Source organism: Bacillus sp. ISL-77 (genome assembly GCF_018613105.1).
On the sequence record NZ_JAGGQY010000013.1, the window covers coordinates 123,733 to 139,099 of the forward strand.

The window sequence follows — 15,367 nt, forward strand, 5'->3', positions numbered from 1 at the left end:
ATTAATGATCGCGGTTAACTATATAATTTAATAAATGCTTCAAAAAAGTAATATTGCGTGGCATCTCGTGCAACGCTTCCATTGCAAGACAGTAATGTTCCCACATCTCTTTTCTAGCACCATCCTGACCTAGGATTGACACAAAAGTAGAACTGTTGTTTTCAGCATCTTTGCCAATCGGTTTTCCGAGTAAGATCAGATCTCCTTCCACATCAAGCAGGTCATCTTTTATCTGAAACGCAATACCAGCATGTTGGGCGAATTTTTTCAAAGCTTCCATTTCGTACTCCTTTGCATGAGCAAGGATTGCAGGCATGATCAGGGAAGCTTCAAATGCTATTCCGGTTTTATAAAAACACATCAAATTCAATTGTTCCAGTGTCAATTGTTTCCCTTTAGAATCCAAATCCATTGCCTGTCCCTTACACATAACAGCTGTCATTTGAGCCGAGTATTGGATCAAGTTAAGCACCGCTTTCGAATCGAATTGATCAAGAGATGCTTGTTCTTCTATTGCCTTTTGGGTCAGAAACAGGCCAGTTAATTCTGCTATAGCAACGTTATAAACCGAATGTAGAGCTTGACGCCCCCGACGGGTAGAGGCATTATCCTGTGATGGCAAATCATCGAAGATTAAGGATGCGGTATGCATATATTCCAATGATTTCAGAAGTGGCATGATTGCAGACTTATTTAGTCCATATTCGTTAACGCCCATGACCCAGGTCATTATTGGCCTCAATCGCTTCCCGTCACCTTCCAGACTGTAATTGGCAGCATCAATTATTGGCTCAACTTCTTCGATTTTAGGGATTTTTAAGATGTGGTTGATCTCCTTACGAACAGTTTCAACAGTGTCTAAAAACCCTTCCCGCTCTTTCCGTTCATTTTTCAGAGTGGTAATCATATGGTCACGAAGTAGTTTATCAAAGAAATCGACATCATCAGCTTCCCGAACCATATTTTGAATCACATGATTAAACTTTGGAACTCCTGAAAAAAATAGTTTCATAACTTCGTTGTATTTTTCAGTTCCCATTCGTTCTTTAAATCTCTTAAGACCATTTATAGCACGATCAAGAATCACCTCACAGGCCTTGTGATCTGAGTGATACACCTTATGGATCAAATTGGAGATGACCGTCCAGTATAATTCAAAGGGATTGATAAGATCGATTCGCTTATCATGATATTTCAGATAATAGGTATAGGGGGTTACCCTGCCCTCCTTCAAGTCTTCATACATATCTGCAAAATCATCCGCAAGCTGGTTGTATATGCCATAAAAGAATGTTCGGGTGTCAAAGCCTTTATCCTCCGGAGCACTAATAACTGAGCGGACAATCAATCGGGAAGAAGAGGATTTTAAAATGACCGGAATGTATAACTCTTCATTCGAGTAATTTGCGTTGGATAGATCCTTTACACGGTCCACTTCCTGTGAATTAAAAAACACATAGGCCTGCTCGAAAAATTTTTTGCGGGTGTCTAGACGCAAGTGAGATTTAATATACTCAAAGGCATCGCGGAGTTCTGAATGAATAAATCGGATTAGGTTTACGTTATTCCCCGTCCACTCACCCAATTCCGGCACAGTTCCTGTGATAAGGGTGGTACGAATTAAATCGGAATATTGTTTTTCCTCATTGGCAGATAAGACTTTGGCATCGAGAAGATCGTCAATAAATGGATAGGTCAAACCATAGCAATAGCCTAGCCTAATAGCACCATCAAGTTTCTGCCTTCTTTCTTCAGGCGATACCTCATCGCCCATCTCTTCCACCTCATGCATAATTACCCCAGCAATAATTTTAATGAGCTTTCGCTGAGCATTCTCAGCATCCATTCCCGTTGGAATATTGGAGGATACAGTCTTTAATTTGTTTAGCAACCAGATCATCGTGGATTCGATGCCTTCTTTCTGGGCGATTCGGTACAACCCGGCCATGCTAAACGTCTCAGAATTGACACTAAGGTTTGTTGCGGTAGACTGAATTAGGTGATTTTTTAAACTGTCAACGACACGCCTTACCCTATTCTGTGTCTCAGTTGAGTCCAGAGCTTTGCCTAGGTCCCGCATGAAAATATAGGAGATGCTGCGATCCAAGTAATTATCAAGTTTGCCGGTGTAATTGAGCCATCGGATATAATTGTGATATGCTCGATTATCAGGTTTTCCCTTTCGACGTGAAAAAAAGGATAATATCGAAGTGTGATGAATATGGTTGTGTTTCCAAGATTGAATATCTTTCGTTAATGTAGGGACAAAGGTCTTTTGCATAACCTGATCAAAAAGTGATTTAAAATAATGAGCAGCCTCCTGCTCAGCTAACTGATAGCTTGCATTTGCATTTTTTATTAACTCCTCATTCATACTGTACATTACCTCTTCTTAAGGTTGTCTTATAAATAATTTGCAATATAATTCAAATTCTTTTTTATTTTTTCAACTATCCAACTATTCCCATTATATTTAAAGTTGTTTGGTTTAACAATGTAATATGTAAATATATTAAAATTTTGGGAGCATAGTAATTTTAACTAAAAAAAGTAAAGCTGTTGCAGGGGGGAGCCCCTACACCAGCTTTACTTTTTCTCACTTTTTATTAAACTCCCCACAAGGATATAACGCTGCTGGGCATTTCCGATAAAATTGAACGGATAACATGTTGTCACAGTTAATGTAGCACGTGGTTTAGGAACAATGACGGTTCGATCGACGGCATCGACAATCCGAACCTTCCTGACCTTGTACGTAAATTTGCCAGCTGAAGTGGAAACAATTAAAAGATCTCCTTTTCCGACACTGCCAAGTCTGCGAAAGACCGTATCGCGATGTCCAGATAGCACCGAGTTATCTTTTTCCCCGGGAAGGACACTTCCTGCAAAATGGCCGACCCCTTTTTCTAGTTCATCCTCATCTGTACCGTGATAAATGGGAAGCGTTGCCCTTAATTTCGGAATAAACAGCTCACCGATTATTTCCCCTTTTTTCGGAATTTCGGAATATAGAGAGTCTCCAGCATTAATGGCGCCGGGCTTTTTAGATTCAGTCTTTTTCACTTCAACCTGTTCAGAGTTGGCTTGAGCGGATTTAAATAACAAATACCCTTTTATAAATTTAAAAGCATTTGTTCCACTGAACCATAATCCAAAAATGACAATCCCGATTGATAGGGAAAGAAGAACCAGCTGCCTAGTTCCCCCTTTTTTTTCCTTTTTCATTTATTAAATCCCTTTTACTTTCATTCTTCTGAACAGAATTATGCCAGCAGCTGCGATGGCAAGGCCGCCTAATGCATTGGGCAGATAGTCTGAAGCGGTGTTTGGCAATTTGCCGCCTTTGACTGTCCTTTTTAGTGCTTTCTCAGGAAGCTTTGTAGCTACTTTGGAAACCTCTTTTGCGACTTGTTCTGTTTGCTTCAGGTTTTCACCAGTTTCATCCAAGAAATCTGAACCGAACATTTCAGCTGTGATCACCATATCAGCAAGAAACTCTCCGTCTTTCGAGAAGATTTTAATCTTTAAATCCGCACCATTTGTAGAATCCATTTTTAAAAGAGATTCCACTAAAAGAGGCATTGTTTTTCCATCTTTGGTTAAATAAAATTCCATTTTCAATTCGAAAAGATTAAGCAGATCATTCCAAACATCCAGTATTTCTGCAATTTCATCCGCGGACAGATCATCAGAACTGTCGAATTCACGGAATGCCATTAGACGATTCGCGATATCTTCTAATTTTGTGTAGAAATCCTCCACATTGGTATTCGGGTCTTCAAAAATGTTCATGGAGTAATTTGCAAGCTTTTTGGACTCATCAAGCGATAAGCCAAACTTATCGAGAATGTTGATTATTTCGTCTTTTCCTTCCTGAGAGACCAGTACTGCTACTGTAGCTTCAAGCTCTTCAATGTTTTCGTAGTTTTCAATCGAATCATCGTATTTATTTAAAAACTTTTCAAGTTCTTCTTTTGATTCAAACTCATAATCATCAAGAAGCTGCTGGAGGCTTTCATCTGTAATCGGGGTTAATTCCTCCTGGTATTGAAATTCATAAACGTCAAAGTAAAGGTCGTCGTAAAAAATGTACTCATCCAAGGAAGTGCTATTTTCAGCAAGCATATCTTCGAGTTCTTGTTTCGTTAATTCGAACTCATCGAGCAAATCTTGTAAATTGCTTTCGTCAACAAGTGGTCCCAGATAATCCTTTAATTCTGAGACTGAATCAAAGTCTGCCAGGGTAAAGTCGTGTATATCCTCCAAATATGTTAAAAATTCATCTTCCGACATACCGATTTCTTGTAAAAAGTTTTGAAACTCCTGGTCCTGAGAATCAATCTGTGCAAAAGCAGTGATAGGTATCAACCCAAGAGTAAGAGTTACAGCTAGTAAAACGGACAATAGACGCTTCAAAAAATTTTCCCCCAATAATTTTTTATAATTTCTAGAATAGTATAAACGATAACCAAGAAACTGGAAATAGGGATTTTAATAAGAATTTTGACAATTTGATAGAGGGAATGATCAAAAAAGAAGAGTAGGTTGTTTTTTTGTTGAAAAAGCAAATTTTATGTAATGCGAGATTTGCCCTCATATATAATTAGTAAAGATAAAAAAACACCTCAAATATAGAGGTGCTTTAAGTAATTTAACCTATTTTAAAGTTGTAGCCACTGTACTTTCAGGTGATGTTACCTTGTCATAAAAATCTACGAATTGATCACGTTCAGCACTATCACGGTATGCCATGGCAACACGTGGATGTTCATTAAGAACACCTGAAATCATATAAGGAATGATAAAGCCCCACTCCCACTTTTCACGCATTTCTAGCATGTGCTTCTCAATGACTCCAAGAACTGGCTTAATCTCATAGCTTGATTTTTGGATGTAGCTAACAAGAAGTTCTGTGTTACAGTTACCTGCTGCCCGACCCATGCCATATACAGACGAATCGAGATATGTAACCCCATTTCGCATCGCAGTTAATGTATTGGCAAAAGCTAACTGCATATTGTTATGTGTGTGAATTCCAAGCTGTTTGTTAGGGATCAACGCTTTGAACTTTTTCACTTGGTGCTCAATATCTACAGGGTCTAAGCTTCCAAAGGAATCAACGATATAGACCACATCTACAGGGCTTTCCTTCACCAATTCAAAAGCTTTGATCAGCTGTTGTTCAGGAACACTTGATAATGCCATAATGTTCAGTGACGTCTCATATCCCAAATCATGGAACATTTGGACAAGTTCTAAGCCCTTATCTACTTCACGGATATAGCACGCTACTCGAATCATATCTAAAACACTTTGTTCACGAGGTAGAATATCATTGGGATCTACACGCCCAATATCGACTAAAGCCGATAGCTTCGTGAACTTTTTGACAGGGATAATTTCTTTCAGGAAGTTATCATCAAGAAATCGCCATGGATTGGGCTCAGTCGCTTTAAGAAGCTTTGGAGAATTTTTATAGCCAATCTCCATGTATTCAACACCCGCTTCACTTAGGCCGTTATACAAGTCTTGAACAAATTCGACACTGAAATCCCAATTGTTAACTAATCCTCCATCACGAATGGTACAGTCTAAAATTTTGCTACGAGTTTCCATGATCGTCATTTCCCCCTGTTTATTCCACTTTTCTCATATTATTTCATACTTTTATGCTTTTAATTACTAAAAATTTCTTATTGTGTTTATATCATGGTTTGTCCGAATGTGTCAACCTATTTCCTGAAAATTCTTATAATCAAATAATAATAGCATAAATACCCTTCACTTTTGTTCCTGTATTTTGTACGGGTATGGTTACATTAATTCCTATTTGACGAAATGAAAAGGCATTGGCTTTATTAATACCAATGCCTTAGTTAAAAAAAGGAAATCTTAGGACCAATGATACAGTTTTCCCTGCCTGCTAAATGATTGACTGAGATCCTTTAATGTGTAAACTCTAGCCGTTAAGAGAAATAAATCATTGTAGTTATTATGGATGTATTCATCAATAATCTCGATTCCTTCTATAAATTGATCAACTAAATAATACGTGTACTTTTCATCCCAAGAAAACTTATTGATTCTTAAAAGTTCATCTGCAAGTATTTGAAACTTAAACTCCTCAATCAGGAGTTTTATTTGAAACAATTTATCCGGATTAAACCTAAAGCTGTTTTTATTTTCATGGCTTTTCTGAACATATTTTATAAAACCCTTGATATTTTCAGCCAACATATTCGCTTTTTGCATCTCGAAGTTCAATTTGTCCTCTCCTCAACGTCTAATTTCCAACCCATCTTTAAGAAGAGTGTATGTTTGGGGACGTTATAATGACACCAACAATACTATTTATCACGAAAAAGAGGCCTTAGAATTAAAGAATCAGGAAAAATTAGCGAACAATCTCCATAAAAAAGAGGCACAAATCCAATTTGATTTGCAGCCTCAATTTAGTTTAGATTTTATTATTTTATGAAGATGCTATAAGAGTCAATTCACACTGCTTTAGATAAAGTAATGTTTTGATCTTGATTATCTTTTCTTTTTTTCAAACTAACCATTGCTATAAAGGAGATACAGTAGAGTACAGCAAGATATCCCATTGCAATCGTAACATTAGCATGCTGCAGGATATATCCTACTAAAATAGGAGATAATCCCCCTAATGCTCTACCGAAGTTAAAGATAGTATTGGTTGCTGTACTGCGAATTTCTACTGGATAGTAATTGCTTATTAATGCACCGTAACCAGCAAACATTCCATTCGAGAAGAATCCTACAATCGCACCGCCGATTAAAAGACCCGCACTTCCTGACGCAAAGGAGTATAAAAAGACTGCGATTGCGGAAGCGAATAAGAAGATTCCGAATGACCGCTTCATTCCAAGTCGATCCATAAACTGTCCAAAAGTTAACATACCTGCAATCATTCCCGCAGCTGTACTAATCGTCCAAAGAGCCGAGTTTGAAACTGATAATCCCTGGGATTGTTGAAGCATGGATGGCAGCCAAATCATCAAGCCATTATAACCTGCAATTTGGACCGTTGCCATAATAGCTAAAGCAATCGTCGTAACTGAAGTTCTTGGAGTAGCAAACAATTGCTTTAAATTCCCTTGCTTTGGCACAAGTTGTTTTTTCTTTTGTGATGCAAGCCACACGGGTGATTCGTCTAATTTTTTTCGGACGATAAAGGCGAATATAACCGGAACCAATCCGATGAAAAACAATCCTCTCCATCCCCAAGCAGGCAGGATCATGGCACTAAGAAGAGCAGCCAGAATCACACCGTATTGTGCACCGATGCTAACATAAGAAGAAGCGCGTCCTTGTTTATTCTTTGGCCATGCTTCAGCCACAAGCGCCATACCAATTCCGTATTCCCCACCTGCGCCTAAGCCGGCAATAAACCTAAAGATGTATACTTGTCCAATATTTACGGCTAAACCAGTTAACGCCGTTCCGATAGCAAATAGTAGAATCGTATAGGTAAATATTTTAACTCTCCCAAATTTATCTGCTAAGATACCGAAAATGATTCCTCCAGCGAGCATACCTAAATTGGTAATCGAAGAAATAAGACCTCCAGCAACCATGTCAATATGAAACTCTGCAATAATCATCGACATCGCAAAGGAGATAAACATGATATCCATGCCCTCTAATGTTAAACCTGCTACTGATGCAACTACTGTTTTTTTACGATAATCCATTTTTGTCGTTCTCCTTTCAAGCCTCACAGGACTTTGATTAAAAGATAATGGGCAAAAATAAAATGCCCTTTCATCCAAAGGACAAAAGGGCATTCATATACATAATTAGTATAATGAAGTTTACTTTTGCCTTTTTGGCCTCTCTGGACCAAATTAAAGGAATTTAATTTCATCTAATAGTAACACGATACATATCATGTGACAATATTTTTATTATATTGCAAGAATTCTACTTTACGCAGATATTCTAATATTTTTTCCCTTTGTCCTTTTAAATGAATACACTATGAATAAAAGAATGAACCATAATGGTGTCATTAATAAAGCGACACGAGTTGATTCTGCAAATAGCATAATAATGAGAATAAATGCAAATAACGTGAGAACAAGATAATTAATAAATGGTGTAAACGGTGCTTTAAAAATCGACTTTTCATGTAAATCGGGGCGTGATTTCTTATATCGCAGATGACAAATTAAGATAATGCTCCAAACCCAAATAAAACAAATCGCACTAATCGTTGTCACGATACCAAAGGCTTGTTCTGGAATCAGCTTACTTAAAAGAGCTCCGACGGAAAGAACAAGTGCAGATATAAATAATGCGTTACTCGGTACATGATTTTTATTTAATTTAGCAAAATTCGCTGGTCCCTGTTGATGATTACTTAAATTAAATAATATGCGGCTCGTTGAAAACAATCCACTGTTACAGGCAGACGCAGCTGATGTTAAGACGACAAAATTAATAATTCCTGCAGCAATCGGAATACCAACTAAACTAAACGTTTTTACAAAAGGACTGTTTCCTGCATTCAGTTGCGTCCATGGATTGATGCATAAAAGGATAATAAGGGCTCCCACATAGAAAAACAGTATTCTTAAAGGTATTTTATTTATTGCAGATGGGATATTTTTTTGTGGATTGGATGTTTCGGCTGCTGATACACCTACTAATTCAACACCTACAAATGCAAATACAACCATTTGAAAAGAAAGTAAGAAACCTGATATTCCATTTGGGAAAAGACCACCATGGCTCCATAGATTTTTTACTGTAACCGTTCCTGAATCTGTTTGAAATCCAATAATTAACAAAATGACCCCTATGATGATTAAAGCAAGAATGGTGATCACTTTAATTAAAGCAAACCAAAACTCTAATTCTCCAAATAGCTTTACTGTTAATAAATTTAGTCCCAATAATAGAATTAAACAGACTATAGCAGGCATCCATTGTGGGATATCGAACCAATATTGTACATATACACCAACAGCAATAATATCAGCCATTGCTGTCATAATCCAACAAAACCAATACGTCCATCCAGTTACATAACCAGCCCACGGTCCAATATAATCCTCGGCGAAGTCCGTAAATGATTGATAGCCCTTATTTGATAAAAGAAGCTCTCCTAATGCCCTCATTACAAAAAAACATGCGATACCCACGATTAAGTATGCAATAATGATAGATGGACCTGCTAACTGAATGGCTTTTCCTGAACCTAGGAATAAACCTGTACCAATCGTACCTCCAATCGCAATCAGTTGTACGTGCCGATTTTTTAAATCTCGTTTTAATTCTTGTTGTACCACTTCATTTGCCCCCTCATTAGTAATAATTTCCTTTGTTCACTTTGTGAAGATATGAACAAATGGTTAAACTCCATGAAAAAAGAGATTGGAATTTCTCCAATCTCTTCGGTCATAAGAATAACAAATAATATCCATTACTCTTTTGTCAGAATAACAAATAAAACTCGTACTCTTCTGTCCTTTTGCCTGAGATTGTGAACCCTTCGGCGCCGCAGATTTCCTGCGGTCTCTCCAGAAGCTGCTCCTGCTATAGTTTGATCCATAGCAATCATAGCTTGCTTAGTATTTAATTTATGTAGAAGAACAAATGGTTCAAAATCCCCCGCTAAAAAAAGTTATGCATTATTACTTCTTATCTCACAAACTAAATTATTGTTAAATAATTTCTAATTTTAGTAGTATTCAATCACTTTGTCAATAATTAATTTCGGAGAATCTAGATTAATGGAGAAACAAAAAATGAACCCACTGCAAAGGATTGGGTTCATTTTTATCGCATTCGTGGATTCTGCATCTTTAATCTCCTAGTACCAAAAAATATTGAATATGATTTGCTGATATGGGCGTAATCGCCATAACACGATATCCGATACTCAGTAATTGCGACAAAGTTTCTGCACAATTTTGACGTGGAGGCTCAAACGGAGCATGGAAACTTTTATAAAGATTTATTAATTGATTATTGTTTGTACAGTGAAGCAAGATCACATGTCTACCAGTCCATGCTTGACCGATCATTGGTTGTGGTTGTGTTTCCCTTTTATTTCTCATTAAAATATTCCTTAAGTCGAGGTTTAGCAGGATCACAATTGGGTGAGTCAAGATTTGCCGATTCTGCTAATTTCATAAGATAATAACATTCTTCACGGTACATATGATCCGCCATTAGGGGGGCGAATGTTCCTAATGCTTGCTTACTTAGTCTGAGTTCTTCTATTTCATGTAGAAAATTTTGAAATAATTTTATTTCTAACTGGCTGTCTGAATTCATTTTTAACAAAGCAGGGAACGAGGTCAAATTAGTTCTTAAATATCCTGCTAGTTCAACTGATTTCAGGTAAAAATCTTCAAAGTTCTTCCTAAATGTATTACTTTTCTCAATGAGTTTCTTTTCAACACTATCTAAATTAGAGGAAATTGCCTCTGAATGACCCGCAGCATCTAATAACCATAAAAGATGATGATGTAGTTCATGGTAAACAGGAGGAGCTTCCCCTGCTTTTAGGTGTATTAAAATTCTTAAGTATTCCTCTAATTCATTGACCATATGATTAATAAAGGTTGGCGAAAGGTGAATTTTTATTTTCCCTATCAGATGTTTTCTTAATAAGTCCAATTTAAATTCCCGTAATCTTATAACCTCTGTTTCAGCTTCAATTGTTAATGGCACTAAATCTGAGGAATTTGCACGCTCCAGAAGTTTGTCAAAAACTCGAATAAAAGATGATGCCTTCTCAATTTCCTCTTTTTGAACGGGTGCAAGAGCTTCGAAAATAAGCCTCGAATGATCACCTAATATTTGGAGCCAAAAACGGTGTTCAAATTTTGCTGTTCTCGCAAAGACATCGTTCATGTTTATTCCTCCCAGTAAGAAATCCCCACACTATTTTGATGTTTATTCTTCTTATTTGCTTCTTATGACCAATGACATGCTCAGTGAATCCAGTGGCAAAGACAGTTACGATAATTTCTTCATCTAAGTTTTCGTTAATGACCGAACCAAAGATCATATTTAATTCCTCATGAGAAGCAGAAGCAACTATATCGGCTGCTTCCTGTACTTCAAAAAGACTTAAATTAATTTTCGACTCTCATTCTCACTGAATGATGTCTGACATCCTTACTTTTATAGCCGTATCCTTCCATATAGTGCATTACCTATACTTCATTCAGAAAAAATTCTAATAAAAAAAGGAATTCTCAGCGTTTTATAGAAGTGTTAAATTGGAGGTGTAGTGTTATGACGATAATATATTCACCTAGTGACGTACAGGAATTGCTTGGAATTGATGGTAGTACATTACGGAAGTATGCCATTCTCTTAGAAGGACATGGGTATCAAGTTCAGCGTAATAATAGAGGACATAGAACCTATATAGATAAAGATGTTATCACTCTCCGCAAATTAATCGAATTCAGTAAGCAAGAGGGTATGACGATGGAACGTTCAGCCGAGGCAGTGATGACATGGAACTCTGTAGAATATAAAACGGTAACCTTTACGGAAGTGGTGCCGTTACAGACAACTAATGAGGGGGATATTGAGCAAAATACTAACACTAAAGAGCTATTGGATCGTATAGAACATTTGGATCAAGTAAACTTAGATTTAATCAAACATTTGAAGGAGAAGGCAGTACGGGAAGCTAGGCAAGAAGAGAAGATTAATCTAATTTTGAAGTATGTAGAACGTATGGAGCAAATGGAGAAGGAACGAAGTAAAATGATTGAGGAAGAAACCAGAAAGCAAATCGCAGTCGCCGAGCAAAGGAAATGGTGGAAATGGTGGAAATGAGAAAAGCCGTGCTTAGAATAGCATGGCTTTTTTTACAAACATAAGTCAAACAATGAAAATTTTTTTCTTTTATTAAAAGAAGTTAACAGTTCATTTAAAATGAGGAATATCGACAACTTTTTCAATATACCTTGTTTATAATGACTTAAGTATTGAAGTGTAAAAAATTGAGGAGGAAACTAATGGACGTTCTACTCTATATCGGTACGAATCTATTAGGTGCTCTTGCTATTGTGCACCTGATTACATTCACTTTTAATCTATTTTCTAAATAAAGTTCGAGAAATGGCCTTTTCAGCTACTTATTCTTTAATCTTTGCATTCTTTTAACCTTATATTGTTCAAAATCCCACTTCGATAAAAATTCTTTTGTAGAAGAATAGCCTGACATATAGAGAAAATCGATTTCATCCGTATCCAATTCAAAATCAGTAGCGTTGATGTCACCAGTTGGAATTTGAATGGTACGTTCAATCGTCTCTTTGTTCAAATGTCGTAGATCATGGGCTTGAATCATCGTATTAAATATATTTTTAAAAAGGTGGATGGGCGTTGGTATTACTGGATCTATGTTAACTTTATCTTTCACAAAACGGAAGCCGAACGTTGGAAACCGAGGGTTTTCCGTATCAAATATCCATATTGGAAAGTTACTTAGTAAACCACCATCTAAAATGTAGGACTTTTTACGGTCTTTTGATTTCCAAATAACCGGACGGAAGAAAAATGGGAGAGAGGCACTCATCATAACTGCGGTTGAAACCTTAAAATCAGCAGGAGTCATCCCATACCGATCCAAATCATCTGGCAAAACAAGCATTTGGCCATTCGTAACATCAGAAGCGATTATCCTCAATTTTTCCTCTGGTAGATCCGCAAATGTCTTAATTCCTTTTTCTATAAGAAGTGAATCCATCCAGATTTCCAAGTAATCGTTTTTATAAATTCCAAGATGAATCATTAGTTCTAATAAGGTACCAAAAATCGGAATTCGATTCAAGTACGTTCTACCTCGTAGCTTTGAAAAATCTAGTTTGCTCAAATGATCTCTAATTTCATAGCTTTTGTAGCCGCTTGCCAAAAGAGCAGCGATTACAGCTCCTGCTGATGTTCCAGCTAATCTTTGCCATTCTACTTTTTCCTCTTCCATTGCTTGAATCGCTCCAATAAAAGCAATTCCCCTAGCCCCACCACCTTCAAAAACAGCATCCGCCTTCAATTTTTTCCACCTCACGAGTAATATATTTTAAAAAGCTAAGATAGTTGATTAATGACGAAAAAGAAGTTTCCCTTACAAAACCCCATAAGTAACAATGATGATTACATATTGGTTAATTGGCCCTTTATTAAAGTTTTATCTAATTCACGTACTTTATCATATGACTGTAACAGTTGTTCCGGTACCAATGTTCTCCCGTATTCCCAAGCATTCGTTTCAATTTCAGATTTAAGCTTCTCTATTTCTTCATCTTCACCATACATTAGAATCCTAAGATCATGTTTGTTTTTTTTAAAATCCAAGTAATACCCAATCACATGATAAAGAATAATTCTAACAAAGTTTTCATCTATCTCTTTAATTCTAATTTTGTTGATATAACCGTTAACTTGTAGATAATTAAATTTTATAGTATTTGTCGATATGTTATAACTCATAGGTACAGTGAGATTATTGTTAAATTCATAGTCAATATTTAAATTGTGCTTATCTAATGTACCTTTTATGATCTTTTCAATATTCCATATATAAAGCATTTTACTATCACTCCCTTTTAAGAACTTACTTCATCCAGTGGTATCATTATTTCCTTTTACATCCTACCTTTATATTGATAAATAGTATTCATATGGACATTAATATGCTGTAATTATATCTTTATAGTATCCCGATTACGAAAAAACTTCGAAAGCCATATTTACCATTTCTTTCTACCTCAGCTACTATTTTAATAGTAATATAGGACCTTTGTTAAAATAATTTTAATATATAGGATTTTCAACTTGTCTGTTGATTTTACCGCTCGCGGAAAGCGAAGCACCTGGAGCGGAAATCAACAGGCCAGTTAGCAGGGACAATCAATAAATAAAAATCGGGATTTTGGATCAGACAAAATGAAAAATTGCCGAGAAAATGAACCTTTCTCGACAATCTGAGCAGATCCATTAGATCTGCTTTTTTATATGTCTTACTTTCTGTAGGGAAAATTCATTCATAGATCATTATTTTTTTACTTTTATTGTCTCGGGTATGGCCTTCCAGTACATAGGGTCTTCTAAGCCGAGTCGCCAAATCCCGATTCCTTGTAAGTTATATTTTTCTACAAGGTTTAGTTTAGACCGCAGACTGTCACTATTCTCAAACCAAGCCTCGTGGATGTGGTTTTTTTCATCTACATAATTGTAATGAGGTGTTTTCGTACGAGGGTCCCACAAAATTTCAGCTTTATATTTTGTTTTATGCTCCATTAACAGTGCATAGGAGCTATATAATGCTTTATTTGCTGTTTTGTCCCAGTCCCATCCATAACCAGCGATACCGAGTAAAATTTTTGATTTTGGTACTCCTTTATTCAAAGCATAACGAATCGTTGCTTCTGTCCAATCAGCCGCCGCCGTTGACCCGGGTGTTGTGTTTGCGTTGTGTTCATCGTAGGTCATAATCATTAACCGATCTGCAAATAGACCAAGTTTTGCGTAATCAAACCACGGTGACCAGGGATTAGCACGCGAATCACCTGTGTTTGCCGGGACGGAAACCGTCACTACTTTTCCATCACGATGCAGTGTATCAGACAATTTTTTAATCATTAGGCTAAAAGAATCTCGGTCTGTCAAATACAAATTTTCCATGTCTATATTAATACCGTCATAACTGAACTGATTTATTTCATTTCGTAAATTTCGAATGAAAACACTCCGGCTTTTATCGTTATCGAGTACATTACTCGCTACTTGCTTACCCTTCTCCGTGGTTTCATAAAAGAGGTTGTGAACAACTAGATATACCTTCACCTGTTTTTCATGAGCGCTTAGAATAACCTTTTTCTTATGAGCAGCTGTAACGGAATCTATCAGACTGCCTGGACGTTTATCATCAAGCTTGTACCAAAAGGGTGCAATGATGCTTATATTGGTGAATTGCGAGTTAAATGTAGGTTGAGAACCTGGAAAACCGCCTTCCTGTTCTGTGTAAAAGCCTAAAACTTCACGAGGAATTTTATTAATATTATGTACCTGAACTCTCTGTTCGTCCGTTTCTGAATAACCTGGATGAAAATTCTGCATTTTCTCTGGCGATGGCTTTTCGATACTGTACGTATTTTCTAGAACACCATTTGGACTACCATTTTTTATTTGTGAATGACTGCAGGATGACATCATTAATAAAAAAACCATGCCTAAAGAAATTAGGGTGAAGCACTGATAAAAGTTCCGCGACACCTATTACACCTACTTCTCTAATTTGTTTATTTCTTAAGTTGATGAGAAAAGTTATAATTTATTCACGGCAAATTTTTAAGTATCGTGTCCCACTGTA

At 36.6% G+C, this 15,367-nt stretch carries 12 protein-coding genes, 1 pseudogene and 1 riboswitch; of the genes and pseudogenes, 1 reads left to right on the forward strand and 12 read right to left on the reverse strand.

The window, feature by feature from the left end:
• Position 1: 1 nt before the first annotated feature.
• From J7E77_RS05355 to J7E77_RS05395, 9 genes and pseudogenes are all read right to left on the reverse strand, one after another.
• Entirely contained in the window at positions 2 to 2,383 is a 2,382-nt protein-coding gene (locus J7E77_RS05355) for a polyprenyl synthetase family protein (protein ID WP_214712973.1), read from the reverse strand.
• A 203-nt stretch (positions 2,384 to 2,586) separates the two neighbouring features.
• Positions 2,587 to 3,225 carry a class D sortase gene (locus tag J7E77_RS05360; RefSeq protein ID WP_214712974.1) on the reverse strand — a complete coding sequence of 213 codons (639 nt, stop codon included), beginning with the start codon at positions 3,223 to 3,225 and terminating at the stop codon, positions 2,587 to 2,589.
• Between the two features lie 3 nt (positions 3,226 to 3,228).
• On the reverse strand, positions 3,229 to 4,416 hold the full coding sequence (locus tag J7E77_RS05365) for a processed acidic surface protein (protein ID WP_214712975.1): 1,188 nt from the start codon (positions 4,414 to 4,416) through the stop codon (positions 3,229 to 3,231).
• Positions 4,417 to 4,656: 240 nt separating this feature from the next.
• Entirely contained in the window at positions 4,657 to 5,616 is a 960-nt protein-coding gene (locus J7E77_RS05370) for an aldolase catalytic domain-containing protein (protein WP_088086728.1), read from the reverse strand.
• A gap of 276 nt (positions 5,617 to 5,892) precedes the next feature.
• Positions 5,893 to 6,264 carry a hypothetical protein gene (locus J7E77_RS05375; protein WP_168243107.1) on the reverse strand — a complete coding sequence of 124 codons (372 nt, stop codon included), beginning with the start codon at positions 6,262 to 6,264 and terminating at the stop codon, positions 5,893 to 5,895.
• A 233-nt stretch (positions 6,265 to 6,497) separates the two neighbouring features.
• Positions 6,498 to 7,715 (reverse strand): MFS transporter, encoded by a 1,218-nt coding sequence (locus J7E77_RS05380; RefSeq protein WP_214712976.1) that lies wholly within the window; start codon positions 7,713 to 7,715, stop codon positions 6,498 to 6,500.
• Between the two features lie 234 nt (positions 7,716 to 7,949).
• Positions 7,950 to 9,314 carry an amino acid permease gene (locus J7E77_RS05385; protein WP_214712977.1) on the reverse strand — a complete coding sequence of 455 codons (1,365 nt, stop codon included), beginning with the start codon at positions 9,312 to 9,314 and terminating at the stop codon, positions 7,950 to 7,952.
• A gap of 164 nt (positions 9,315 to 9,478) precedes the next feature.
• A riboswitch (glycine riboswitch) is annotated at positions 9,479 to 9,559 on the reverse strand.
• 515 nt (positions 9,560 to 10,074) lie between these two features.
• Positions 10,075 to 10,887: a DUF2935 domain-containing protein gene (locus J7E77_RS05390; protein WP_214712978.1), complete on the reverse strand. Its 813-nt coding sequence runs from the start codon at positions 10,885 to 10,887 to the stop codon at positions 10,075 to 10,077.
• A gap of 79 nt (positions 10,888 to 10,966) precedes the next feature.
• Positions 10,967 to 11,113 (reverse strand): annotated as a pseudogene (locus J7E77_RS05395) (cell division protein FtsZ); the annotation flags it as partial.
• 161 nt (positions 11,114 to 11,274) lie between these two features.
• On the opposite strand from J7E77_RS05395, the gene J7E77_RS05400 reads away from it, so the two are divergent.
• Positions 11,275 to 11,829: a MerR family transcriptional regulator gene (locus tag J7E77_RS05400; RefSeq protein WP_214712979.1), complete on the forward strand. Its 555-nt coding sequence runs from the start codon at positions 11,275 to 11,277 to the stop codon at positions 11,827 to 11,829.
• Positions 11,830 to 12,127: 298 nt separating this feature from the next.
• Here the strand turns inward: J7E77_RS05400 and J7E77_RS05405 are convergent, their stop codons facing one another.
• The 3 genes from J7E77_RS05405 to J7E77_RS05415 all read right to left on the reverse strand — a co-directional run bounded on the left by J7E77_RS05405 (position 12,128) and on the right by J7E77_RS05415 (position 15,270).
• Positions 12,128 to 13,048, reverse strand: a complete 921-nt coding sequence (locus J7E77_RS05405) for a patatin-like phospholipase family protein (protein ID WP_214712980.1) — start codon at positions 13,046 to 13,048, stop codon at positions 12,128 to 12,130.
• A 101-nt stretch (positions 13,049 to 13,149) separates the two neighbouring features.
• Positions 13,150 to 13,584 (reverse strand): hypothetical protein, encoded by a 435-nt coding sequence (locus J7E77_RS05410; protein WP_214712981.1) that lies wholly within the window; start codon positions 13,582 to 13,584, stop codon positions 13,150 to 13,152.
• 465 nt (positions 13,585 to 14,049) lie between these two features.
• A complete protein-coding gene (locus tag J7E77_RS05415) occupies positions 14,050 to 15,270 on the reverse strand; it encodes a glycosyl hydrolase family 18 protein (RefSeq protein WP_308160415.1) in 1,221 nt (406 codons plus the stop codon).
• Between the last annotated feature and the right edge of the window lie 97 nt (positions 15,271 to 15,367).

Bases quoted from the DNA above. Each gene is read 5' to 3' on its own strand.
- J7E77_RS05380 (WP_214712976.1), bottom strand. From the start codon at position 7,715: ATGGATTATCGTAAAAAAACAGTAGTTGCATCAGTAGCAGGTTTAACA.
- J7E77_RS05390 (WP_214712978.1), bottom strand. From the start codon at position 10,887: ATGAACGATGTCTTTGCGAGAACAGCAAAATTTGAACACCGTTTTTGG.
- J7E77_RS05410 (WP_214712981.1), bottom strand. From the start codon at position 13,584: ATGCTTTATATATGGAATATTGAAAAGATCATAAAAGGTACATTAGAT.
- J7E77_RS05360 (WP_214712974.1), bottom strand. From the start codon at position 3,225: ATGAAAAAGGAAAAAAAAGGGGGAACTAGGCAGCTGGTTCTTCTTTCC.
- J7E77_RS05370 (WP_088086728.1), bottom strand. From the start codon at position 5,616: ATGGAAACTCGTAGCAAAATTTTAGACTGTACCATTCGTGATGGAGGA.
- J7E77_RS05400 (WP_214712979.1), top strand. From the start codon at position 11,275: ATGACGATAATATATTCACCTAGTGACGTACAGGAATTGCTTGGAATT.
- J7E77_RS05355 (WP_214712973.1), bottom strand. From the start codon at position 2,383: ATGTACAGTATGAATGAGGAGTTAATAAAAAATGCAAATGCAAGCTAT.